We start from the raw sequence: 22,957 nt of genomic DNA on the forward strand, positions 1-22,957 counted from the left end.
CATGATGAATCTTGCCGAATATCGCCGCACCGCAACCCGCCTCGCTGACTATCTGCCCTGGGTCGCGCTCGTCGCCGAGGGCGTCGTGCTTAACAAGGATGGCAGCTTTCAGCGCACGGCCCGTTTCCGCGGCCCTGATCTGGACTCCGCGGTCGCTGCCGAACTGGTCGCCGTCGCCGGGCGGCTCAACAACGCTTTCCGCCGTCTCGGATCGGGTTGGGCTATCTTCGTCGAGGCGCAGCGGCACGAGGCGTCGATCTATCCGGCAGACCTGTTTCCCGACGCAGCCGCGGCGCTCCTCGATGCCGAGCGCAAAGCCGATTTCGAGGAGGCCGGCGCGCATTACGTCTCCGGCTACTATCTCACCATCACCTATCTGCCGCCGGCCGAGGACGCCGCGCGCACCGAAGCCTGGCTCTATGAGGGCCGCGAACGCGCTGGCATCGATCCGAAGGAAATCCTGAACACCTTTGTCGACCGCATCGATCGCGTGCTGGCGCTGCTCGACGGCTTTATGCCGGAATGCCAGTGGCTCGATAGCAGCGAGACCCTAACCTATCTCCATTCGACCGTCTCGACCAAACGGCACCGCGTCCGCGTGCCCGAAACGCCGGTCTATCTCGACGCGCTGCTCGCCGACCAACCGCTCACCGGCGGCCTGGAGCCGCGTCTCGGAACGGCGCATCTGCGCGTTCTCACCATTGTCGGTTTCCCAACCGCGACCACACCCGGCATCCTCGACGATCTCAATCGGCTCGCCTTCCCCTATCGCTGGTCGACGCGCGCCATCCTGCTCGACAAGACCGACGCGACCAAGCTGCTGACCAAAATCCGCCGCCAATGGTTCGCCAAGCGCAAAAGCATCGCCGCAATCCTGAAAGAGGTGCTGACCAACGAGGCGTCCGCGCTGGTCGATACCGACGCCTCGAACAAGGCGGCGGACGCCGATCTCGCCCTCCAGGAACTCGGCGCTGACTACGCCGGCCAATCCTATGTCACCGCGACGATCGCGGTATGGGACAACGATCCCCGAATTGCCGACGAGAAGCTTCGCCTCGCCGAGAAAGTCATCCAGGGCCGCGACTTCACGGCCATGGCTGAAACGATCAATGCCGTCGATGCCTGGCTGGGCTCATTGCCGGGACATGTTTACGCCAACGTGCGCCAGCCCCCGATCTCGACGCTGAATCTCGCCCACATGATCCCGCTCTCGGCGGTGTGGGCGGGGCCGGAACGGGACGAGCATTTCGGAGCGCCCCCCTTGCTGTTCGGCAAGACCGAGGGCTCGACCCCGTTCCGGTTTTCTCTCCATGTCGGCGATGTCGGTCACACGCTCGTCGTCGGCCCGACCGGCGCCGGCAAATCGGTGCTCCTAGCCGTCATGGCCTTGCAGTTCCGGCGCTACGCCGGTGCCCAGGTCTTCGCCTTCGACTTCGGCGGTTCGATCCGCGCCGCCGCGCTCGCCATGGGCGGTGATTGGCACGATCTCGGCGGCGATCTCACCGAGGGCGTGGACTCCTCGGTCTCGCTGCAACCGCTCGCGCGCATTCACGACACGCCCGAACGCGCCTGGGCGGCCGACTGGATCGTCTCCATCCTGATCCGCGAGGGCATCGCGATCACCCCCGAGGTGAAGGAGCACCTTTGGTCGGCGCTGACCTCGCTCGCATCGGCGCCGGTCGAGGAGCGCACGATCACCGGCCTCACGGTGTTGCTCCAATCGAACGACCTGAAGCAGGCCCTGCGACCATATTGCGTGGGTGGCCCCTATGGGCGGCTACTCGACGCCGAGGCCGAACATCTCGGCTCGGCATCGGTGCAGGCGTTCGAGATCGAGGGACTGGTGGGGACTGGCGCGGCACCCGCCGTCCTCGCCTATCTCTTCCATCGCATCGGCGACCGTCTCGACGGCTCGCCGACGCTGCTCATCATCGACGAGGGCTGGCTCGCACTCGACGACGATGCCTTCTCCGGACAATTGCGCGAGTGGCTGAAGACGCTGCGCAAGAAAAACGCCAGCGTCATCTTCGCCACGCAGTCGCTGTCCGACATCGACAACAGCAACATCGCCCCGGCCATCATCGAGAGCTGCCCGACAAGGCTCCTCCTGCCGAACGAACGCGCGATCGAGCCGCAGATCACGGAGATCTATCGGCGCTTCGGTCTCAACGACCGCCAGATCGAAATCCTCGCGCGGGCCACGCCCAAGCGCGACTATTACTGCCAGTCGCGGCGCGGCAATCGCCTGTTCGAGCTGGGCCTTTCCGAAGTCGGCCTCGCGCTCGCCGCCACCTCCTCCAAGACCGATCAGTCCGAGATCGCGCGCACCGTCGCCGAGCATGGCCGCGAGGGCTTTCTCGCCGCCTGGCTGCGCCTGCGCGGCGCCGAGTGGGCCGCAGACCTCATCCCTGACCTCACGAACCTTACCCCCCAGCAGTCCGAGAAGGAGTAATGACCATGAATACGCTTCGTTCACGCCCGCGCGCGCTGTCGCTCGCGGCCTTCATCCTGGCGATACCGCTCGCCGCATCGCCGGTGCTGACCGCGCCAGCGCACGCGCAATTCGGTTTCGGCGGTATCGTCTATGACCCTACCAACTACGCCCAGAACGTCCTGACGGCGGCGCGTTCCCTCGAGCAGATCAACAACCAGATCCGCTCGCTTCAGAACGAGGCGCAGAGCCTCATCAACCAGGCCAAGAATCTGGCGAATCTGCCGTACTCGGCGCTCCAGCAGATTCAGCAGAACGTCCAGCGCACCCAGCAGCTCCTCAGCCAGGCGCAGAACATCGCCTTCGACGTTCAGAACGTCGATCGGATGTTCCAGCAGCAATATGGCAGCGTCTCACTGTCGTCGTCGGACGCCAAGCTCATCACCGACGCTCGCTCGCGCTGGCAGAACACCGTCGGCGGTTTGCAGGACGCCATGCGCATTCAGGCCGGCGTCGTCGGCAATATCGACAGCAATCGCACGCAGATGTCGAACCTCGTCAGCCAGAGCCAGGGCGCGCAGGGTGCGTTGCAGGCGACACAGGCCGGCAATCAGCTTCTCGCGCTGCAATCGCAGCAGCTCTCCGACCTGATCGCGCTGATCTCCGCCAACGGCCGGGCCACGGCGCTGACTGACGCGGAGCGCGCGGCGGCGGCCGATCAAGGCCGGGAGCAGCGCCGCCGCTTCCTCACGCCGGGCGCGGGCTATCAGCCCGGCAACGCGCAGATGTTCGGTAACGGCAACTGAGGTCGCGGCCATGGACGGCAAGATGCTGGTCCGGCTGGGCGCCATCGTTTTCGTATCGCTCGCCATCACGGCGACGGCGATCGAGATGACCCGGAAGGACGCGGCCCCTGAAACGGAGCGCGTCCACGCTGTCGAACCCAAGCGCGATGCGCTCCGCGAAGGGCAGCGCCGGTGCCAGCAGCTTGGCCAGGCAGCGGCGAGCGATACCGACTGCATGCGTATCTGGGCCGAGAGCCGCGATCGCTTCCTCGGCCGCCCCCCGGCGCCTGCCGTCCCGACAACAGAAGGACGGTGAACCATGGGCGGCGCAGGTGTCATCGACAATTTCCTCGGGGTCTTCACCTCCTACATCAACAGCGGGTTCGGACTGCTCGGCGGCGAGGTCGCGTTCATCGCCACAACGCTGATCGTCATCGATGTGACGCTTGCCGCCCTGTTCTGGAGCTGGGGCGCGGAAGACGACATCATCGCCCGGCTGGTGAAAAAGACGCTCTTCGTCGGCGTCTTCGCCTATCTCATCGGCAACTGGAACAACCTCGCCAAGATCGTCTTCGACTCGTTCGCGGGCCTCGGCCTCAAGGCTTCCGGCACTAGCTTCACCGCGCAGGATCTGATGCGACCCGGCAAGGTCGCGCAGACCGGGCTCGACGCCGCGCGCCCCTTGCTCGAATCCATCTCCGACCTGATGGGCTGGATCGCGTTCTTCGAGAACTTCATCCAGATCGCCTGCCTGCTGTTCGCCTGGGCGTTGGTGCTGCTCGCCTTCTTCATCCTCGCGATCCAGCTCTTCGTTACCCTGATCGAATTCAAGCTGACGACGCTGGCGGGCTTTGTCCTCATCCCGTTCGGCCTGTTCGGCAAAACCGCCTTCATGGCCGAGCGCGTGCTGGGCAATGTCGTCTCATCCGGCATCAAGGTGCTGGTGCTCGCCGTCATCATCGGCATCGGCTCAACGCTGTTCAGCCAGTTTACGGCCGGCTTCGGCGGCGCAACGCCCACCATCGACGACGCCATGGCGATTGTCCTTGCCGCGCTATCGCTACTCGGGCTTGGCATCTTCGGCCCCGGCATCGCTGCCGGTCTTGTCAGCGGCGGACCACAACTCGGCGCCGGTGCGGCGGTTGGCACCGGACTTGCCGTCGGTGGTGCAGCACTCGCAGCTGGTGGCGCGGCAGGCCTTGCCCTGAAGGGAGGAGCGGCTGCGATGTCCGGCGGCGCTGCCGCCGTGCGGGGCGGAGCGGCAGCGGCAGGCGGAGCCGCCGCGGCCTACAGCGTCGGCTCGCTCGGCCAGTCTGGCGCAGCCGGTGTCGCCTCTGGTCTCGGCGGTGTCGCTCGCGCGGCCGGAGCAGCCGCCGTGTCGCCCCTGAGACGCGCGACGGCGCGCGCCGCCGAAGGCGTCAAGTCCAGCTTCTCCGAAGGTGCGAAGACAGGCTTCGGGGCGACAGGCGGCTCCTCGACCATGAGCACGATACCCGGCTCAGGCTCCGCAGGCGAAACCGCAGCCGGAGCGCCCCGCGACGGTCCGCCCGACTGGGCCAAGCGCATGAAGCGCCATCAGTCCCTCAGCCACGGAGCCACCCTCGCAGCGCACGCCGTCAAATCCGGCGACAGCCATGGCGGCGGCTCTTCCATCAATCTCTCCGAAAGTAACCGCTCATGAGCCTCTTCAAACGACCCGCCGCCCATTATGGGAAATCGCCCGAACCCGAAACACCCTATCAGCGCGCCGCGCAGGTCTGGGACGATCGCATCGGTTCGGCCCGCGTCCAGGCCAGAAACTGGCGCATCATGGCCTTCGGCTCACTGTTCCTGTCGGCCGGCTTCGCCGCCGCGCTGGTCTGGCAGTCGGCGCGCGGCACCGTCGTTCCCTGGGTAGTGCAGGTCGATCGACTCGGCCAGGCGCAGTCCGTTGCACCGGCGTCGGCCGACTACCGGCCGACCGATCCGCAAGTGGCCTGGCATCTTGCCCGCTTCATCGAGCAGGTCAGAAGCATCCCGGCCGATCCGATCATCGTGCGCCAGAACTGGCTGCGCGCCTATGACTGGACCACGGATCGCGGCGCCGGTGCGCTCAACGACTATGCCCGCACCAACGATCCCTTCACCAAGGTCGGCAAACAGCAGATCGCCGTCGAGGTTTCGAGCGTCATCCGCGCATCGGCGGATTCCTTCCGCGTGGCCTGGACCGAGAAGCGTTACGAGAATGGCCAGCTCGCGGGCACGGAGCGATGGACCGCCATCCTCACCATCGTCATCCAGACGCCGCGCGACGCAGACCGGCTGCGCTCCAATCCGCTCGGCATCTACATCAACGCCATCAACTGGTCGCGGGAGATGTCCCAATGAGCACGTCTCTGCGCATGTCCGGCTCTCCGGCTTTCCGTAAATCCGCTTTGGCGATGATGCTGCTCTCGGCAACGATGCTGGCGGGCTGCGCGACCTTCAAACCACCCACCATCAGCTACGACAGTGACGTGCCGCCGCTCCCAGCGGTGCCGGCGGCGGTCACGGAACAGCCGCCGCGTCCGCTGCACACGCCTCCTGCCTGGACGGTCGCGCATGGTGGAACCGCCGCGAATACGCCGAGCGGCCGCGTGGAAAACGCCAATGCTGCGGCGCGTGTCGAACCGCGACGCGAGGGCTATTATAACGCCATCCAGATCTATCCCTGGAGCGAAGGCGCGCTTTACCAAGTCTATGCCGCGCCCGGCCAGATCACCAACATCGCGCTCGAGCCGGGCGAAAGCCTGACCGGCGCAGGTCCAATCGCCGCCGGTGACACCGCCCGCTGGATCATCGGTGATACCGAAAGCGGTTCCGGCCTCTCGCGCCGCGTCCACATCCTCGTCAAACCGACGCGCCCCGACATCACCACGAACCTGGTCATCACGACTGACCGCCGCATCTACATGCTTGAGCTGAGGGCGGAGGCGAAACCCTATATGCCGGCCGTTGCATGGGCTTATCCCGCGCTACCGGCATCGCAGCGCGGAACGGTCCCTGCGACGCCTATCATTCCCACTGCCGCCGCGCGTCACTACCGCTACGGCATAACCGGCGACACGCCGCCCTGGCGGCCGGTCGCCGTCTATGACGACGGCAGGCGTGTGTATGTCGAATTTCCACGCGGCATCGCTCAAGGAGAGATGCCGCCGATCTTCGTCCTCGGCACCGACGGCGAGCCGCAGCTCGTCAACAGCCGCATTTACCAAAACATCCTGATCGTTGACCGCATCTTCGGAGCCGCCGAACTGCGCCTCGGCAGCGGCAAGCAGCAGCAGACCGTCAGGATCGTGCGAACCGATGGGAAACCTGCATCATGAGCGACACCGACCACGACAATGCCGAACCGCTGGACCAATCGACGCCCGCCGTCGATACGTCATCGTCCATGCGCCTGCGGGCGGAACCTCCGCGTGTCACCCGGCTGTCGCGCAAAGTGCTCGCCGGCGTCGCCGCAGTTGCCCTCGTCGGTATCGGCGGCTCTCTCATCTACGCGCTCCAGACCCGTGACCCCGGCAAGAGCGCCGACGAACTCTATTCGACCGACAACCGCACCACGGCCGACGGCCTGGCCGGCCTGCCACGCGATTACACCGGCCCGGTCCTCGGCCCGGCGCTGCCTGGAGACCTCGGCCGCCCGATCGTCAGCGCGCAAAATCAGGGGCATCCTGTCGTGCCGCCCGCCATGGCGGCGCCGGGGCCTGATCCTGAGGAACAACGTCGCCTCGCCGAATTGGAGGCCGCACGCACCAGCCGCGTGTTTTTCCAGGCCGGTCCGGCCGCAACGTCGGCGACCGCTGGCCCGAATGTCCCGGGATTTGCCGGCGCGGGAGCTGGCACACAACCAGGTGCCGAGACGGCTCAAGATCGACAACTCGCATTCCTCAATGCTCCCGTCGACCGCCGCACCACTGCGGCCGACCGCATCATGGCGCCAGCATCGCCCTATGTCCTCCAGGCGGGCGCGGTCATCTCGGCCGCCCTCATCACCGGCATCCGCTCCGATCTGCCTGGACAAGTCACCGCGCAGGTGACGGAGAATATCTACGATAGCCCGACCGGGCGCATCCTCGTCATCCCACAGGGCACGCGGATCATCGGCCAGTACGACAATAGCGTCCAATACGGGCAGAGCCGCGTGCTTCTCGTCTGGAACAGGCTCATTCTCCCGAACGGCCGGTCCATTGTGCTCGAACGTCAGCCCGGAGCCGATACCCAGGGCTATGCCGGTCTGGAAGACGGCGTCGATTACCATTGGTGGGATCTCGCCAAAGCGGCGGGGCTCTCGACGCTTCTGTCAGTCGGGTCTGAGCTTGCCATCGATGACCAGGACCGGCTTCTGCGCGCCATCCGCAATGGCGGCCAGGACACGATCAATGATGCCGGGCAGCAGATCGTTCGGCGCCAGCTCAACGTCGCGCCGACACTGACGATCCGGCCCGGATTCCCTGTCCGCGTGATCGTCACCCGCGATCTCGTCCTCGAACCTTACGGAGGCTGACATGACGAAATTGAAGCTCGGCCCGATCACCGAGGAAAAGCCGGTGAAGGCCACGCTGGAACTGCCCGCTTCGCTCCACCGGGATCTCGCGGCATATGCCGAGCTGCTGGGAAGGCAGACCGGCCAGCCTGTGCGCGATCCCGTCCAGTTGATTGTACCGATGCTGGAGCGCTTCATCGCCACCGATCGCGGGTTCGCCAAGGCCCGGCGCGCGAAGCCCGCGGGCGATGCCAGTTCATAAATCCACGCCCTGACGACGCGCCATCATCTTCGCCATGCTGACAAAGCGCCTGAGCGCCGGATTGTCGTTCTTTGGCGACCACACGCCGTTGAAGGGAAGGACTTCGCCGATAATCGGCCGATAGCAGATACCCGGCACATGGGCTGCTGTCGCCGCCTCGCTCATGACCGTAAGCCCGCTGCCGATCGCGACGAGCGTCAGCAGATTGTCACGCCCGACAAACTGCGCCTGAATCTTCGGGTGATGGCCGAGATCGGCGACCCGCTGGACCAGATAATCATGGACCTCCTGGCCCGGCGGTACATCGCTGACGATGAAGGTCTCGTGCGCCAGATCATGCCACTTCACCTCCTCCTTCCGGGCAAGGGCATGTGCTTCCGGCAGCACCACGAAAACACGTTCCGACCAGAGATAGGTAGTCTCGCATCGAGGCCACTCCAACGTCCCTGTCAGAAAGGCGATGTCCAACCGGAACTGCCGGATCGCGGCGACATGCTCCGCGGGATTGCCGTCAGCAACCTCGACATGCACGCCGGGGTGCTCTGCCGCGAAGGTCCGGAGAAGATCTTGCAGAAACCCCGAGGCCAGGGACGAGAAGATGCCCACGCGCAATTGACCTTCCGTGCCGCGACCCACCGCGTCCACGATCTCCGCGCCTTCATTGATGTATCGAAGAACCTTTTGGGCTTTCGACAAGAGCCGCTGTCCGGCAACGGTCAGACATACACCGCCGCTGTGACGGTGAAACAGCGCAGAGCCGAGCCCGTCTTCCAGGTCGCGAATCCGGCGGCTGATCGTGGACTCCTGTACGCCCAACGCTACGCCCGCCTTGCGGAAACTCCCATGCTCGGAAGCCGCCACGAAATACCGCAGATGTCGAAAGTTCATACTCACACCTGGAAATCGTCCGGGGAGCCCCCTTATCCCGAATGCCTGACAAAGACGCTGCGAGGCTTGTCAAAGCGATTTCCCAGCGTGGCGACAAAGTTCGTCGGCGCTCCCCGGCCATACCAGAGAGCGCCGACCGGCTATCACTCTACGGATTTCTCTATGAATCCAAGTGTATTGGCATTCTCGACCAGCGTCCGAACCTTGGCGCGATCGAGACCGTCCGGCACTTCGGCGTCAATCTCGAGCCGGATCTTCACCTGGCTGCCCGGCAACGTGGTGAGTTGCTCGACGATTGCTTCGACGATCTGATGGATGTCTCGGGCCGGACGCTCCGGTGAGATCATCACGGCGCCCGAGAAGCGCGTCGGCTTCTTTTCCGGTTGCGGAGCCGAGGGCACGTCATCCGCAGGCTGGCCATCAGGCGCCGGCGTGCTGCCGCCGGTTCCTGGGGTAGCGTCGCCGGACCCAGGCTGCACGGGAGCCGGCCGATGCGCCTCGGCCACCTCTGGCCTCACGATGACGCTATCGCCGTCGATCACGACCACGGCGCTTACCGCGCGCTCGATCGCCAGCCCCAGATAGGTGTCCGACTTCTCGTCCCATCGCTCTGCATAGGCGAAGGGGCCAGGCAACATGCCGTTCACGGCAGCCTGCACAGCCTTGACCAGGACGCCCTGATCCTTGATGCGTGGCAGATAGATGTAGCGGTTGAGATATTCCCGTAGATCTTTCAGCGACAACCACGGCTTGTCGTTCCAGATATATTTCTGGAGGTCACGGTCGAGGCGCGACGGCCCCAATTCCGTGAGCAGGCCCTCCTCGGCCACCAACTTCTTGCTGGCCCGCGCCAACAAACCGTCCTGAGCCGGGATCTTGCCCGACACCCACTCCCAATCCGCCTGGGCGCTCTCCTGGGCGGGATAATGGAGATAGCACCATGCCTCCTTCAGGCGGGTCTTCATCGTCTCGTTCGCTTCGGCCAGTTTCGTCTTGGCCAACGCGCTATCGCTCTGGGTAAGGTTCAACCGCTCCGTGTCGCGGACGATCTCCCCCCAGGCCAGCGAAGCACGAACAGCGTCTTTCAGATGATCGAGCTGACGGCTTTCCGCGGCAATAAACACCAACATGTTGCGATAGACGCGCGGCGTGCTGCCGCGCTGCGTAAGAATGTCCTTGGCCTCGACCAGCGCGTCAGAGCCATCGCGGCCATTGTGGGGATATTTGACACCCAGCACGACGGCGCGAACACCGCCGGCTTCATCGGGAACTTCGGCTGACGAAGCTGGCGCGACCTGCACGGCATCGAAATGCCCGCGATCGGCAAGGCCGTTCACATATTTTCCGAGTTCCGCATCGATCGTCACATCGACCAGCGCTGCCTCGATCTGCGCGGCCTTATCTGCCGCGATACGATTGAGGCTCGCCGACATCGAGTACCAGTACCGGCCAAGATCGGCGTGCATGAACTTGGCCTGGTTGGTCAGCCGCCTGAGCGCATCGCCGAAGATCGTCGGGCGTTCGCCAGGCTGTACGACGCCGAGGTTGATCTGCTTGTCGTCGAGGCCGGTGTTCTGTTGCTGCGCCGTGGGCGCGGTGCCCATGAAGATCGCGCGCGCGACGCGCCGCGTCGCCGAATAGCGGTTCAGGTTGGGCGCCGACTGATCGACCTTGTAGGGCGTGGACGTCGTGCCATCGACATCGCCGGCGATGATCGCCTGCCAACTCACGTCAAGATAATGGAGCAGTTCCGGCTCCACGCGCGGCGAACTTACCGCCACGCTGCCGGGCATGATCATCACCGACGGATCGGCATTCATCCATAGCTCGTGAATGGCCTGCGCCATCAGGCGGAGCACGCCGCGTGTGCGCTGGAACTTTTCGAGCGAACCCCAGCTCGTATAGAGCTGGTCGAACAGCTCGGGGTGGATCGGATACGCCTTCTCCAGCTTGCGCCGGTAATCCTCGTCCGCGCAGCCTTGCGGAAAATCGTTGGCGTTCTCGCGGTAGAGCTTGGCGAACTGCTTCAGCGTGTTGTCACGGTGATGGAACTTGTCGCCAGGGATGTCCTTGAACAGCCGCCGCCTGACGATCTCATAGCTCTCCTCCTGGCTCGCTGGCCGCCACGAGGACTCCACGCGGCTGAAGGTCTGCTTGAGACGCGCCAGCGCTTCCTGACCTCCTTCGCCGCCAACCTCGATCTGCGAGGCCGGCAAAGATGCGACCAGCAGCGTGCCGGGACTGGCCTTGACCGCCTCGGTCAGCGACTGGACGAAGGACAGGTTGGCATCAAACGATCCCGAGGGCAGCCCTTCGACCTTGTAGATCTGACGCAGGTAAGCGACCCATTCGTCGATCAGGATCAGGCAAGGCGCATATTTCTTGAAGAGCGCCTCCAGTAGGTTCGAGCCCGGCGCGATGCCGCTGGCGTCATTTTCCGCAACCATTGCATAGGCATCGGCGCCCCCGAGCTGCCAGGCGAGTTCGCCCCATGTGGTGCGAATCTTCCGATCGCCCTCGGCGTGGAGGACGTCCTGCGGCCCGCGCGACGTGCCGACGAGCACGGCGCGGTTGATGGCATTCGGCACGCTGAGCCCCTGCTTCTCCAGCAGTTGATCGAGGCCGGAGAGGTCCTGGACCGGGGTCGGCCCCGCCATGTGATAGAGCGCCAGCATCGAGTGCGTCTTGCCGCCGCCAAAGTTGGTTTGCAGTTCGACCACGGGATCGCCGCCGCTGCCGGACAACCGCTTCGCAGCCCCAACCAGCAGGGTGCTCAAGCCTTCCGTCAGATAGGTACGGCTGTAGAACTGACGCGGATCGCGGTATTCCGGCGGCGCGCTCCCCGAATGCACTTTGGCGAGGTCGGCCGCGAACTCCGCCTGCTGGAACTCGCCGGTGGCGACATCCTGGTGTGGCTCGACGATTTCACGCCACGGCAGCAGTCCCGCCACGGTCTCGACCGAAATCTCAAGACGCTGGGTTTTCCGCCGCTCTTCGTTGCGCTGAAGCTCGGTAAACTTCGTGCGCAGGATGGTGTCGCGCATCTTGCCGAGCTGCTCGGCCGTCTCGCCGGCGCTGATCGCTTCCATCAGGCGCCGCATGGAATCGAGCGCGCGTTCGGCGTCGTCGTAGGTGAAAGTCTCGTTGTGCGAGAGCTTGTTGCGGACATCGCCTAGCTCATTGACCAGCGAGCGTTCGGCGCGGCCAAGCACCGCCTTGAACGCCTCGCTCCAGAAGCGATCCATCGCGTTGAACAACGCGGCTTGGTCCCAGCCAACTTCGCCACTGCTGTTGGGACGCAGGCTTGGCAGCTTCTCAAGAACCTGGACCTGCCAATGCCCCTTGAGCGAGGTTTCGAGCCTCTTTTCAACGAAGGGGATCAACGCCGCAGGCAGCAGCTCCATACCCTCAAACACATATTGGCGCGTACTTTTTGCCACGTCCGTTCCCCCTTAAATATCCAGCCGGATCTGACGATCGCCGCGCGTATCGTGGATGGCCGCCGCCGCCTTCGTCAGCTCGGCCCAGTCGGCGATTAGGGCGTTGTAGGCCGTGGCCTCCTTCGCATCCTTCCGCTTGTTGGCGCTGATGTCGTAGAGGCAGTAGGCGAGATCCTTCACGGCCTCGGCCTGGGCGCTGATCTTCTTGAGCAGGACGGCGGTGTCGTCGGAAATGCCGTTCTCCTCATGCCGGCGGACCAGATGCTGGAGGCACTCCCAGACCGTCAGGTGGCGGTCGTCTTCCGGGTCCCAATCCTCGTCGAGTTCATCGCGGGCGAGAATGCGGACTTTGCCGGCGGCGCTTTCAACGATGCCAGCGTGCTTGACGCTATCGACCGAGATGCCCCGCGCGCGGGCGAGATTGTCGGCGATCCCGTACTCTCCCTTGCCGGTCCCGTTCTGCTCGAACCAAGTGATGGCAAATCGCGTGTCCGCGTCGAACTCGCCCTGGATGCCGCCGAGATACTCATCGAGTTCCCGATTGATGAGCTGGAGCGCGGTCTTCACGCTCATCGGGCTATCGTCGGATTCGAGAACAGCTTTGTAGCGCGAGAACACGCCCATGCCGGGGCCGATGGCCGATTGCGGCATATCCGCTGGCGCGATGTTGGCGGCTTGAAGCTCGGCGATCGCCGGTGGCAATTCGCGTTTCAGGGCGCGGATGAACTCAGCACGGGTGACGACCTCCGCCGTGCTCTCCTTTTTCCGGCACACCAAGACGACCGAATTTGCCAGAGCATTGGTGCCAGTAGCGATTGTCCGGGCTGAACGCTCCGTGCGAACAGGCCAAGTGCCGACAATCGCATAACCCGCTTCAATCACTGCCTGAAGGAAGGTCGCCCACCCCGTCGAACTCAAGCCATCCTGTTCAACCTCGCTCTGCTTAAAAGCATAGTAGATCGTAGCAGGAAACGACGATGACGATTGACGCGCGAGACTCGAGATCGCCGACGTCATACCCGTGAGGAAGTGCTCTTCAGCTTTCGCTTTCCCACCATGGCGATATGGCGTCGCCACCAGTTCCTCTTCTTTGGGAACAGAGATGGTGCTTCCGAGATCAGGATATACATCTTTAATGTTGCGCCTGAGCCAGACATAGAAATAGTCGGACAGATCTGCGTAACCGATATTATCGTAGTATGGCGGATCGGTCGAAACGACTGCCCCATCCGGCAAACGCACATTCTGCGCATCGTGCTGAATCTCGGTGCCGGAGGCATTCGGCCCCAGACCAGAAAGTGCCTTCCAGACCCAATCGACAGCGCCGAGATAATTTCCTGTGCTATCGCTGAAGACATTGCATTCAGCGAAATCCCAGGTCATCGGGATCGCCTGCCGAGCAAATGTGAAGCGGATAAACTCCGATGACGACCATGTGGCTATAGAACTGCCAGCATCGGCAAGCCGATCAATCGCAAACGACACATACACGCTGACTGCTTCAGCATAGGCTTTGGCGCCATTGCCTCCGTCACGCAACGGTGTGGGGTCCGAAGAGATACCACTGGCGAGCGCATCCGTCTCGATCTGCCATCGGACCTCATGCACCAAATCGCTAAAAGTATTCAGGGCCACCAACTGCCGGTCAGTGAACAAATCACCGAAGGTTTCCATTCCGTAGGCTGGCGGTGAAAACCAGCGAGGATTCTCTGGTTGACGTTGTTCAGGCTTCCATTGCGGCTCGGCGGAGAAAGCAACCGTTTCATGCTCCGCTACCGGCGCGACTGTCAACGGCGGAGTAAAAACCGGCCACGGGGCGGAGCAAAAGTCGGCCACCTTGGCGCGCGCCTGAGACCGCCGGGAGGGCGTAGCCCGAGCGGGGGTCTCCGGCGCGCGCGGCGATTTTCAGAGAAGGCGTCAGCCGGCCTTTCGGGCGCGGCTTTGGGCGAGACGGTAGCTGTCGCCGTTCATCTCGAGGATGTTGACGTGGTGGGTGATGCGATCGAGCAGGGCGCCGGTCAGACGCTCGGACCCCAGGGTTTCCGTCCATTCGTCGAAAGGCAGATTGCTGGTGATCATGGTCGCACCGCGCTCGTAACGCTGGGAGATCAACTCGAACAACAATTCCGCGCCGGTCTTGGACAGCGGCACGAAGCCCAGCTCATCGATGATCAGCAGCTTGTAGGCTGCCATCTGCTTTTGGAAACGGAGCAGACGCCGCTCGTCACGCGCCTCCATCATCTCACTGACCAGGGCGGCGGCCGTGGTGAAGCCGACGGACAGCCCCTTCTGGCAGGCCGCCAGTCCGAGGCCGAGTGCGACATGCGTCTTGCCCGTGCCGCTGGGGCCGAGAGCGATCACGTTCTCGCGGCGGTCGATCCACTCGCAACGTGCCAGCTCCAGCACTTGCATCTTGTTCAGCTTGGGGATGGCTGTGAAGTCGAAGCTGTCGAGGCTTTTGACGACAGGGAATTTGGCCGCCTTGATCCGGCGTTCGACCTTGCGGCGATCGCGTTCGATCATCTCCCGTTCGGCAAGCCGGAACAGGTAGTCGATGTGGTCGACGCCCTCGGTGGCGCATAACCGGGCCAGCTTCTGATACTCGCGCTGGAAGGTCGGCAGCTTCAGGGTCTTGAGATAGTGGGCAAGCAGTATCTCGGGTGCTTCGGTGCTCATGCCGCTTCTCCCGCATCAGACGACAAAAGCCGCATGTAGGCTTTCGCCGAGGTCTTCTCGACCGTCGCCCTCGGCAGGTAGGGATAGATCGCCAGGTCCAGTCGAGGTGGCCGTCGCTCGACCCGGCACAGGATCAGATGCTTGACCGCATCGAATCCGATTGCGCCGAGCTGGATTGCCTGCTTCACCGCCGCATGCAGGTCGGCGAGCTCGAAGCTCTCCAGCAGGCGCAGAACCTGAACGTATTCCCGCCGACCATGCTTGGCCATGCGGCCTTCCATCAGCCGGCGCAGCGTAGCGAACTCTTCCGGCAGGTCCCAGCCTTGCAGAGGGGCGGCCTGATCCAGGGAATTGATCTTCTGCTCGATCAGCGGCAGGTAGTGGATAGGGTCGAAGACGACGTCTTCCCGATCCCAGCACCGCGGATGGCGAGCAATGATCTCGCCACGGCAGCCGATCACCACCTCGTCGACATAGCCCCGCACCCAGACGTCCTGATGACCGTAGGCGACCGGCACGGAATAGTCGTTGGTCTTGTATCGCACCAGGGACTGGGCCGTTACGCTGGTGCTGGCCTGATCGCAGGCATCGAAGGGTGATGTCGGCAATGGACGCATGGCCGCCAGATCCCGCTGCAGGCGCTCGCCGATCGTCTCGCTCTCGCCGCGCAGCCTGTCGCGCTGGCGTTTGCGGCACTGCTCCTCCAGAAAGGCGTTGAACGCATCCCATGTCGCAAACTGCGGGATCGGCACCATGAAGTTGCGCCGGGCGTAGCCCACAAGGCCCTCGACATTCCCTTTGTCATTGCCCTTTCCCGGCCGCCCATAGCGATCCCGGATCAGGTAGTGGGACAGGAAGCCGCTGAACAACACCGCCCGCTTGCGTGTACCGTCGGGCAGGATCTTTGCGACCAGGCAACGGTCGTTGTCGTAGACGATCGACTGCGGCACGCCCCCGAAGAAGGCAAATCCATGGATGTGACCGTCCACCCAGGCCTCGGCCACCGCCGCCGGATAGGCCCGAACATAGCAGCCATCACTATGCGGAAGATCCAGCACGAAGAAGCGGGCCTTCTGTTCCACACCGCCGATCACCACCATCGCCTCGCCGAAATCGGCCTGCGCGTGGCCCGGCGGATGGGCAAGTGGCACGAACACTTCCTGCCGGCGCTGATCCCGCTCGCGCATGTAGTCCTTGATGATCGTGTAGCCGCCGGTGAACCCGCACTCGTCGCGCAGGCGGTCAAATACCCGCCTGGCCGTATGCCGCTGCTTGCGCGGCACCTTCAGGTCCTCGTCGAGCCAATGCTCGATCGTCGAAACAAACGCATCCAGCTTCGGACGCCGGATCGGTGATCGCCGCTGGTAACCGGGTGGCGTCGAATACGACACCATCTTCGCCACGCTGTCGCGCGATATGTTGAAATGCTTCGCCGCCTGACGCTGCGTCATCCCTTCCGAAACAGCCAGACGAACCTTCAGATATAGTTCCACGGTGTAGATCCCCTGTCCCTCCTGCGATCATTGCAGAAGGAAGATAGGTGGCCGGATTTTACTCCGCCCGCAGCAGCATTATGCCGCCGCTACCGTGGCCGACTTTTGCACCGCCGCTCTCACCGCAAACGCATCCTGCGCCCTGATCCACATACCGGGATCGTTCCGGACGCGCTTCTTCTTCAGCTTGAAAGAGCGGCGGTTCCATACGTTGTCGCCGACATATTTCTCGTTGATGAGAATCTGGTGGACGGTTCCCCTGGTCCAGGGTCGCCCAAGGTCGGTGGAAATACCCCGCCTGTTGAGATCGGCCGCGATCTCGCTCTCGCTATACCCTTGATGGACGAACGCCCGGTAGATTTTGCGAACCAGATCGACTTCCTCGGCCGGGCCGAGTGTCAGGATCACGCGGTCAGTCTGGAGACTCTTCTGCTCGCCGCGTTCAAGACACCCCTTGATAGCGCCGTGCTCATCGATGAGCGTTCGCCGTAGTCCAAAACCCGCCGGGCCTCCCTGACGATACCCTTTCTCGATCAGGCGCCCCTGGCCGGCGAAAACCTTGACGGAAAGCTCACGGCTATATTCCCCGGCCATGGCGCTCTTCACGCCCTTGATGATGGCCGCGATCGGGCTTCCGTCATTCTCGAACTGTTCGGCGCAGTATTGGACACGAACGCCGGCGCGTTTGCAGATATATTCGTAGTAGGCGCTTTCGTCGGTGTCCTGGAAGCGCCCCCAGCGGCTCACGTCGTAGACGAGGATCATCTCAAAGTCGGCGCGGCCTTCCACGACGTCCGCGATCAGCCGCTTGAACGCATCACGACCATCGACGCTGAGCCCGCTCTTTCCTTCGTCGGCGTAGGTACAGACGATCTCGATTCCGCGCGCCTCGGCATAGTGCTTGATCGCGTCGGATTGGTTTTCCGTCGAATACTTCTGATGATCCGTCGACATGCGGACGTATTCGGCAGCCCGAAGAGGACGTTCGGGCTGCTCTGACCGATCATTATCGTAATCTCTCCGGCTCATCACATTACGCCTCACGAACTTGCCTGCGGCGGTCCGGGCGACCTACCGCCGCAGCGCATGACGGGCCTCTGCCGTCACTCCGCACTGGAACAGTTTAGATGCGGAGAAAACGGAAGATGTTGCCGAAAACGGGCAGGAAATTACCCCTATGGACAGGCGTTCTTGGCGGACGCGAAGTCTATGCGCGGACCATCGCTGAGCTGCTACGCAAAGAGCATGGCGACAGTCGCCGCGCGATTAAGCAGCTCATGCGCCAGACGGACGCAAGCGAGCGAACCGTCAAGCACTGGCTTTCAGGCCAGCACGGGCCAGACAGCGTCTATTTCCTGCGGCTGGTGGTCTCGTCCCCAGTCATCAGGGCCTTCGTTCTCGGCCTGGTCGATGGGCCGGCAGCCATCCCGTTGACCGGCCCAGTGGATCGCATTTCCCTGGCTAGAGCCCGTGAAGCCTATGCTGCCGGGGAAGCCGCAGGGGGACGATCGGCAACGGGCGCGCGGAAAAATGTCCCTGAACGTGTCCCTGAACGCGACCCTAAAAATGTCCCTGATCGAGCCGAACTCAACGAGCGGCAGCACTGGTTTCTCGACCGAGTCGGGGAGGTCCGAAGTGACGCACGGGATATTGCGGCGGTGTGGGCAGTCAGCCTGAAAACTGCGCGTCGGGACATCGCCGCGCTCAAGGTGGCTGGTCTCATATGCTACGTCGGCTCACGCCGGAAGGGCCGGTATCGACGATCATCCAAATGAACCGATTGGCGGTCTGGCTGGGCGCGGCGATGGCCGCGCCTTTTCCGATATGCACGCCAGAGCACGATACCGTTCTACGCCCCTCAATCCGGGCTTTCTTTCAACGTCGTCTATCGACTTCTATCCGTCGAACCCAATGGCTGACGGAGTCCTCTGATGAAATCACAAGAACCTCCCGCCGTGACACGGACCATCCGGCGGCATGAGCTTCGGCAAATCGTCCCGTTGGCCGACACGACAATCTACGACATGGAGCAGCGCGGTGAATTTCCGCAGCGCTTCTATCTTACGTCTCGCTGCGTGGTCTGGGACCTCGCCGAAGTCGAAGCCTGGCTCGAGGAGCGCCGCCGCGCCTCACGCGCGAAAACCGTGAAACGCGCGCCCATGCCCGATGTCCAGCTTCGCAAGACGCGCCCCATCAAACATCCGGCTCGGGCGTAAGCAGGTCCATTGTCGGCGGATAAAGGATCGGCGTGTATTTCTCCCCCACGACCCAAGCGTCCACGATGTTGGACCATTCCTGGATCATATGCCGGCGCTGATGCTCATATTCCGCCTTGTTGTAGATGCCCCGTGACGATCGGCCATCCTCGTGCGCCAAGCACTTCTCGATCCAGTCGCTGTTGAAGCCCAGTTCGTTCAGCAGAGTCGAGCCGGTGCGTCGGAGATCGTGAACCGTAAAGGACTCCAGCGGCATTCCTTCCTTCTTGGCCCGCACCACCACCGCCGTCGTGACCCGATTGAACGTGGCCCGCGACATCGGCGCGTCAGCGTCGTAGCGCGACGGCAGGACGTATTTCGAGTTACCGGCGCAGGTCTTGAGAGCGATGAAGATGTCGAGCATTTGCTGCGATAGATAGACGTTGTGCGCCTTCGAGCGCTTCATTCGCTCCTTGGGGATCGACCAGACGGCGTTCTCAAAATCGACCTCGTCCCAGACTGCATCCTGCAATTCGCTCTTTCGCACCATCGAGAGCAGGATCAGCTTTATCCCGAGACGGATCGTCGGCAGCGTCGGGACATGCTCAAGCTGTCCGAGCATGATTCGGATCTCCGCGGGGGATAGCGACCTGTCCTTCGGCACGAAGGTCGCGATCGACGATGGGCCAACCTCGTCGGCCGGGTTGGCGACCTTCTCCCCGTGCAGGATGGCGAAGGCGAAAACCAACTTCACAATGTCTCTGACGTGGACCGCTGTTGCCGGCGCCCCGCGTTCCTTTACCTTCGCGCACAACCCGCGCAAATCCTCCGGCAGGATCTCGGTTAGCAGTCGATTGCGAAACGCCGGGAGGATGTCGCGCTCGAAGATCGACCGCCGCATCGCGCGTGTACTGTCCGCCATCCTCGCTTCCTGAAGCCAGCGTTCACCGAACTGGCCGAAGCTCTTGGCTTCCTTGATCCTCCGCTTCTCGCGCTGCTTTTCCTGCGCCGGCGAGCGACCCTCGGAAATCGCGCGCTTGGCATCAATCAGCTTCTCACGCGCCCGGGCCAGAGACAGACCCGCCGGGCCATAACGACCCAACGTCAAGGTCTCCCGACGGCCGTTGAGCCGGTAGTCCAAGCGGAACACGATTGACTCTGAAGGTTGGACCACGACGTACATACCGTCACGATCCACAATCTTGTATAATTTATCTTTTGGTTTCAGTGCCTTGATGGCGGCGTCGGTCAGCATCTGCACCCTCCAGATCGGTCAAAAAATGCAGGAGAGCACCCAATTATACCGTCAGGCCAAAATTAGGCCGCCTGACAGGATTTTTATTCAGCACTTACAAATGGTTAGGCCAAAAAATATACCGTCAGAAGCTCTCTTGCCCCTGACGGTATATGCGTTTTTCGGTTGAGACAAGACGCGCCATACCGCCAGCCATACCGTCAAACGGGAGGCTAACCCCGCGATAGATGCTGAAAGTCTCAGAGGGATTTTTTCAGCATTTTCATTGGCTTATGTCGCATTATAGCGTGATTTCGGATACGCCCGGAGGGGCAAAAATTATTCCCACTCGATCGTGCCCGGCGGCTTCGACGTCACGTCGTAGACGACGCGGTTGATGCCGCGGACTTCGTTGATGATGCGAGTGGCGGCGCGGCCGAGGAAGTTCATGTCGTAGTGGTAGAAGTCCGCGGTCATGCCGTCGACGGAGGTGACGGCGCGCAGCGCGCAGACGAATTCGTAGGTGCGGCCGTCACCCATGACGCCGACGGTCTGGACGGGGAGCAGCACGGCGAAGGCCTGCCAGATCTTGTCGTAGAGACCGGCCTTGCGGATCTCGTCGAGATAGATGGCATCGGCTTCGCGCAGGATCTCCAACTTGTCGCGGGTGATGCCGCCCGGGCAGCGGATGGCAAGGCCCGGACCCGGGAAGGGGTGGCGGCCGATGAACGAGTCGGGCAGGCCGAGTTCGCGGCCGAGCACGCGCACTTCGTCCTTGAAGAGTTCGCGCAGCGGCTCGACGAGCTTCATGTTCATGCGCTCGGGAAGGCCACCGACATTGTGATGCGACTTGATCGTGACCGAGGGGCCGCCGGTGAAGGAGACGCTTTCGATGACATCAGGATAGAGCGTGCCCTGCGCGAGGAATTCCGCGCCGCCGAGCTTGCCGGCCTCTTCCTCGAAGACCTCGATGAACAGGCGGCCGATGATCTTGCGCTTGGTCTCGGGGTCGGAAACGCCTTCCAGCTCGCCGACGAAGCGGTCTACGGCATCGACATGGATGAGGTGCAGGTTGTAGTGCTCGCGGAACATGGCGACGACGTCGGCCGCCTCGTTCTTGCGCATCAGGCCGTGGTCGACGAGGATGCAGGTGAGCTGCGGGCCGACCGCCTCATGGATGAGGAGGGCCGCGACGGATGAGTCGACGCCGCCCGAAAGGGCGCAGATGACACGCTTGTCGCCGACCTGCTCGCGGATCGCTTCCACGGCGCGGGCGCGGTAGGCGGACATCGACCAGTCGCCCTTGATGCCGGCGATCTTGTGCACGAAGTTCGACAGCAGCTTGGCGCCATCGGGCGTGTGTACCACCTCCGGGTGGAACATAGTCGTGTAGTAGCGCTTCGCCTCGTTGACGCAGATGGCGAAGGGGGCGTTTTCGGAAACGCCGATGATCTCGAAACCTTCAGGGGCGACGGTGACGCGGTCGCCGTGGCTCATCCAGACCGGATATTTGTTGCCGACTTCCCAGAAGCCTTCGAAGAGCGGGCTGTCCTTCAGGATCTCCACATCGGCGCGGCCGAATTCGCGGGCATGGCCGCCTTCGACGGTGCCGCCGAGCTGGGTGGCGAGCGTCTGCTGGCCGTAGCAGATGCCGAGGATCGGCAGGCCGGAATCGAAGACGATCTGCGGTGCGCGGGGGCTACCCTGGTCGAGAACGGAAGCGGGGCCGCCGGAGAAGATGATCGCCTTCGGCTTCATGCGGTGGAAGGCTTCTTCCGCCGACTGGAAGGGGATGATCTCGCAATAGACGCCTGCTTCGCGCACGCGCCGCCCGATGAGCTGGGTCACCTGGCTGCCGAAATCGATGATGAGAACGCTGTCGGGATGAGCTGTCTGGGTCATGGCGAGCCTTTAAAGAATATCCGCGCGGCGCGCAACGGGGAAAAGCCGGATTTTCAGCCGTTGCGAATGACGGTTCCGCCTGCGATGGCCGCTTCCAGTAGATCGACGGCGGCGGCGAGCTTTTCGTCGATCACATGCAGGTATTCCGTCCAGTCGCCGATATGGGTGAGCTCGGCCTTGCCGTCGGAAATGCCGCGAAGGCCGATGAGCGGGACGTTGAAGGCCTGGCAGGCGCGCAGTTCCGCATAGGTCTCCATCTCCACCATGTCGGCGTCGATATCGGCATAGGCCGCGCCGGAGACGATGTTGGCGCCCGTTGAAAGCCGCGCGGTCGGAATGCCGGGGATGGTGAAGGGCAGGGCGACTTCCACGGGCAGGTCGAGGAAAGGCGTCGCGCCCTTGGTGAAGCCGAGGGGCGAGGCGTCCATGTCGCGATAGGAGACCGATGTCGCCTGGTAGATGGCGGTCTGCTCCAGCGTGGCGGAGCCGGCCGAACCGAGTGAGACGACGTAGTCGGGAAGGTTTCCTTCCGCTTCCAGATGGCAAAGGGCGAGCGTCAGTTGCACGGCGGCCTCGACCGGGCCGACGCCGGTCATGAAGGGCGCGATGCGGGCTTTCAGGTGTGGGCCGTATTCGGCATCGGCGGCCATGACATAGAGGATGCGCCTGTCCGCGACGGTCTTGAGGGTGAAGCTCATTCGGCGATGTCCTCGCGGCCGCGCACGACCATCATCGTGCCGGTCATGGATGCGATCAGCTTGGCGGGGCCGTCGGAGATGGCATAGCCGCGTCCATCGGCGACGATGATGTTGCTGCCGGGCTTGGTGACCTCGCCGCGGAAGAGGAAGCACTCGCCGCGCCCCGGCGACATGAGGTTCACCTTGAACTCGATGGTGAGGATCGAGGCGTCCGCGTCGATGACGGAATAGGCGGCATAGCCACAGGCCGTGTCCAGCGCGGCGGAGATGACGCCGGCATGCAGAAAGCCGTGCTGCTGCGTCAGCTTGTCGTCGAAGGGCAGCTCGATCTCCACCGTGCCGTGCTCGACGCGGGTCAGCTCCGCGCCGATGAGCCGCATGGCGGCCTGCCGCTCGAAGCTCCGTGCGATGCGGCCGGCGAAGTCAGCCGAAGGAATGCCTGTCATAAT

19 protein-coding genes and 1 pseudogene are annotated in these 22,957 nt (G+C 63.2%); 10 read left to right on the forward strand and 10 right to left on the reverse strand.

Going from position 1 to position 22,957, the window contains the following annotated elements; genetic code table 11:
• The first annotated feature begins 1 nt into the window (after position 1).
• The 8 genes from trbE to MOE34_RS21245 are packed head-to-tail and all read left to right on the forward strand — an operon-like array spanning position 2 to position 7,982.
• Entirely contained in the window at positions 2–2,452 is a 2,451-nt protein-coding gene (gene trbE, locus MOE34_RS21210; protein WP_242219579.1) for a conjugal transfer protein TrbE, read from the forward strand.
• Between the two features lie 5 nt (positions 2,453–2,457).
• Complete coding sequence (trbJ, locus tag MOE34_RS21215) at positions 2,458–3,237, forward strand: P-type conjugative transfer protein TrbJ (RefSeq protein WP_242219581.1); 780 nt, start codon at positions 2,458–2,460, stop codon at positions 3,235–3,237.
• 10 nt (positions 3,238–3,247) lie between these two features.
• On the forward strand, positions 3,248–3,532 hold the full coding sequence (gene trbK-alt / locus MOE34_RS21220) for a putative entry exclusion protein TrbK-alt (protein ID WP_242219583.1): 285 nt from the start codon (positions 3,248–3,250) through the stop codon (positions 3,530–3,532).
• 3 nt (positions 3,533–3,535) lie between these two features.
• Positions 3,536–4,897, forward strand: coding sequence for a P-type conjugative transfer protein TrbL (gene trbL / locus MOE34_RS21225; protein WP_242219585.1), 1,362 nt, complete (start codon positions 3,536–3,538; stop codon positions 4,895–4,897).
• On the forward strand, positions 4,894–5,583 hold the full coding sequence (gene trbF, locus MOE34_RS21230; protein WP_242219587.1) for a conjugal transfer protein TrbF: 690 nt from the start codon (positions 4,894–4,896) through the stop codon (positions 5,581–5,583). The genes trbL and trbF overlap by 4 nt, the downstream gene beginning before the upstream one ends.
• Positions 5,580–6,560, forward strand: coding sequence for a P-type conjugative transfer protein TrbG (gene trbG / locus MOE34_RS21235; protein ID WP_242219588.1), 981 nt, complete (start codon positions 5,580–5,582; stop codon positions 6,558–6,560). Before trbF ends, trbG begins: the two co-directional genes overlap by 4 nt.
• Positions 6,557–7,741 carry a TrbI/VirB10 family protein gene (locus MOE34_RS21240; RefSeq protein ID WP_242219590.1) on the forward strand — a complete coding sequence of 395 codons (1,185 nt, stop codon included), beginning with the start codon at positions 6,557–6,559 and terminating at the stop codon, positions 7,739–7,741. Before trbG ends, MOE34_RS21240 begins: the two co-directional genes overlap by 4 nt.
• Position 7,742: 1 nt before the next feature.
• A complete protein-coding gene (locus tag MOE34_RS21245) occupies positions 7,743–7,982 on the forward strand; it encodes a DUF2274 domain-containing protein (RefSeq protein WP_047167724.1) in 240 nt (79 codons plus the stop codon).
• On the opposite strand, the gene MOE34_RS21250 is transcribed toward MOE34_RS21245, so the two are convergent.
• The 6 genes and pseudogenes from MOE34_RS21250 to MOE34_RS21275 all read right to left on the reverse strand — a co-directional run.
• The gene (locus tag MOE34_RS21250) at positions 7,977–8,870 is read right to left on the reverse strand and encodes a LysR family transcriptional regulator (RefSeq protein WP_242219592.1); all 894 of its coding nucleotides are present in this window, start codon (positions 8,868–8,870) and stop codon (positions 7,977–7,979) included. The two genes, MOE34_RS21245 and MOE34_RS21250, sit on opposite strands and share 6 nt — an antisense overlap.
• 143 nt (positions 8,871–9,013) lie before the next feature.
• Entirely contained in the window at positions 9,014–12,310 is a 3,297-nt protein-coding gene (locus tag MOE34_RS21255) for a DUF499 domain-containing protein (RefSeq protein WP_242219593.1), read from the reverse strand.
• A gap of 12 nt (positions 12,311–12,322) precedes the next feature.
• Positions 12,323–14,146 carry a DUF1156 domain-containing protein gene (locus tag MOE34_RS21260; RefSeq protein ID WP_242219594.1) on the reverse strand — a complete coding sequence of 608 codons (1,824 nt, stop codon included), beginning with the start codon at positions 14,144–14,146 and terminating at the stop codon, positions 12,323–12,325.
• 81 nt (positions 14,147–14,227) lie between these two features.
• Positions 14,228–14,986, reverse strand: a complete 759-nt coding sequence (istB, locus tag MOE34_RS21265; protein WP_242218626.1) for an IS21-like element helper ATPase IstB — start codon at positions 14,984–14,986, stop codon at positions 14,228–14,230.
• Complete coding sequence (gene istA / locus MOE34_RS21270) at positions 14,983–16,479, reverse strand: IS21 family transposase (RefSeq protein WP_431522392.1); 1,497 nt, start codon at positions 16,477–16,479, stop codon at positions 14,983–14,985. Before istA ends, istB begins: the two co-directional genes overlap by 4 nt.
• Positions 16,480–16,605: 126 nt before the next feature.
• Positions 16,606–17,433 (reverse strand): annotated as a pseudogene (locus MOE34_RS21275) (recombinase family protein); the annotation flags it as partial.
• 191 nt (positions 17,434–17,624) lie between these two features.
• Between MOE34_RS21275 and MOE34_RS21280 the strand changes: the two are divergent.
• Positions 17,625–18,254 carry a hypothetical protein gene (locus MOE34_RS21280; RefSeq protein ID WP_242219595.1) on the forward strand — a complete coding sequence of 210 codons (630 nt, stop codon included), beginning with the start codon at positions 17,625–17,627 and terminating at the stop codon, positions 18,252–18,254.
• A gap of 225 nt (positions 18,255–18,479) precedes the next feature.
• Positions 18,480–18,695 carry a helix-turn-helix transcriptional regulator gene (locus MOE34_RS21285; protein ID WP_242219597.1) on the forward strand — a complete coding sequence of 72 codons (216 nt, stop codon included), beginning with the start codon at positions 18,480–18,482 and terminating at the stop codon, positions 18,693–18,695.
• Here the strand turns inward: MOE34_RS21285 and MOE34_RS21290 are convergent.
• The 4 genes from MOE34_RS21290 to MOE34_RS21305 form a co-directional block, all read right to left on the reverse strand.
• Positions 18,673–19,929, reverse strand: a complete 1,257-nt coding sequence (locus tag MOE34_RS21290; RefSeq protein WP_242219599.1) for a tyrosine-type recombinase/integrase — start codon at positions 19,927–19,929, stop codon at positions 18,673–18,675. The two genes, MOE34_RS21285 and MOE34_RS21290, sit on opposite strands and share 23 nt — an antisense overlap.
• A 318-nt stretch (positions 19,930–20,247) precedes the next feature.
• Positions 20,248–21,810 carry a glutamine-hydrolyzing GMP synthase gene (gene guaA / locus MOE34_RS21295; protein ID WP_242219601.1) on the reverse strand — a complete coding sequence of 521 codons (1,563 nt, stop codon included), beginning with the start codon at positions 21,808–21,810 and terminating at the stop codon, positions 20,248–20,250.
• Positions 21,811–21,863: 53 nt separating this feature from the next.
• Positions 21,864–22,508, reverse strand: coding sequence for a 5'-methylthioadenosine/S-adenosylhomocysteine nucleosidase (locus MOE34_RS21300; protein ID WP_242219603.1), 645 nt, complete (start codon positions 22,506–22,508; stop codon positions 21,864–21,866).
• Positions 22,505–22,954 (reverse strand): PaaI family thioesterase, encoded by a 450-nt coding sequence (locus MOE34_RS21305; RefSeq protein ID WP_242219606.1) that lies wholly within the window; start codon positions 22,952–22,954, stop codon positions 22,505–22,507. Before MOE34_RS21305 ends, MOE34_RS21300 begins: the two co-directional genes overlap by 4 nt.
• Positions 22,955–22,957 lie beyond the last annotated feature (3 nt).

It is taken from the genome of Shinella zoogloeoides, from assembly GCF_022682305.1.
In the GTDB taxonomy this organism is placed as follows: Bacteria; Pseudomonadota; Alphaproteobacteria; order Rhizobiales; family Rhizobiaceae; genus Shinella; species Shinella zoogloeoides_B.

Excerpts from the sequence above, each read along its gene's own strand:
- trbE (WP_242219579.1), top strand. The coding sequence starts at position 2 with ATGATGAATCTTGCCGAATATCGCCGCACCGCAACCCGCCTCGCTGAC.
- trbJ (WP_242219581.1), top strand. The coding sequence starts at position 2,458 with ATGAATACGCTTCGTTCACGCCCGCGCGCGCTGTCGCTCGCGGCCTTC.
- trbK-alt (WP_242219583.1), top strand. The coding sequence starts at position 3,248 with ATGGACGGCAAGATGCTGGTCCGGCTGGGCGCCATCGTTTTCGTATCG.
- trbL (WP_242219585.1), top strand. The coding sequence starts at position 3,536 with ATGGGCGGCGCAGGTGTCATCGACAATTTCCTCGGGGTCTTCACCTCC.
- trbF (WP_242219587.1), top strand. The coding sequence starts at position 4,894 with ATGAGCCTCTTCAAACGACCCGCCGCCCATTATGGGAAATCGCCCGAA.
- trbG (WP_242219588.1), top strand. The coding sequence starts at position 5,580 with ATGAGCACGTCTCTGCGCATGTCCGGCTCTCCGGCTTTCCGTAAATCC.
- MOE34_RS21240 (WP_242219590.1), top strand. The coding sequence starts at position 6,557 with ATGAGCGACACCGACCACGACAATGCCGAACCGCTGGACCAATCGACG.
- MOE34_RS21245 (WP_047167724.1), top strand. The coding sequence starts at position 7,743 with ATGACGAAATTGAAGCTCGGCCCGATCACCGAGGAAAAGCCGGTGAAG.
- MOE34_RS21250 (WP_242219592.1), bottom strand. The coding sequence starts at position 8,870 with ATGAACTTTCGACATCTGCGGTATTTCGTGGCGGCTTCCGAGCATGGG.
- istB (WP_242218626.1), bottom strand. The coding sequence starts at position 14,986 with ATGAGCACCGAAGCACCCGAGATACTGCTTGCCCACTATCTCAAGACC.
- MOE34_RS21280 (WP_242219595.1), top strand. The coding sequence starts at position 17,625 with ATGTTGCCGAAAACGGGCAGGAAATTACCCCTATGGACAGGCGTTCTT.
- MOE34_RS21290 (WP_242219599.1), bottom strand. The coding sequence starts at position 19,929 with ATGCTGACCGACGCCGCCATCAAGGCACTGAAACCAAAAGATAAATTA.
- guaA (WP_242219601.1), bottom strand. The coding sequence starts at position 21,810 with ATGACCCAGACAGCTCATCCCGACAGCGTTCTCATCATCGATTTCGGC.
- MOE34_RS21300 (WP_242219603.1), bottom strand. The coding sequence starts at position 22,508 with ATGAGCTTCACCCTCAAGACCGTCGCGGACAGGCGCATCCTCTATGTC.
- MOE34_RS21305 (WP_242219606.1), bottom strand. The coding sequence starts at position 22,954 with ATGACAGGCATTCCTTCGGCTGACTTCGCCGGCCGCATCGCACGGAGC.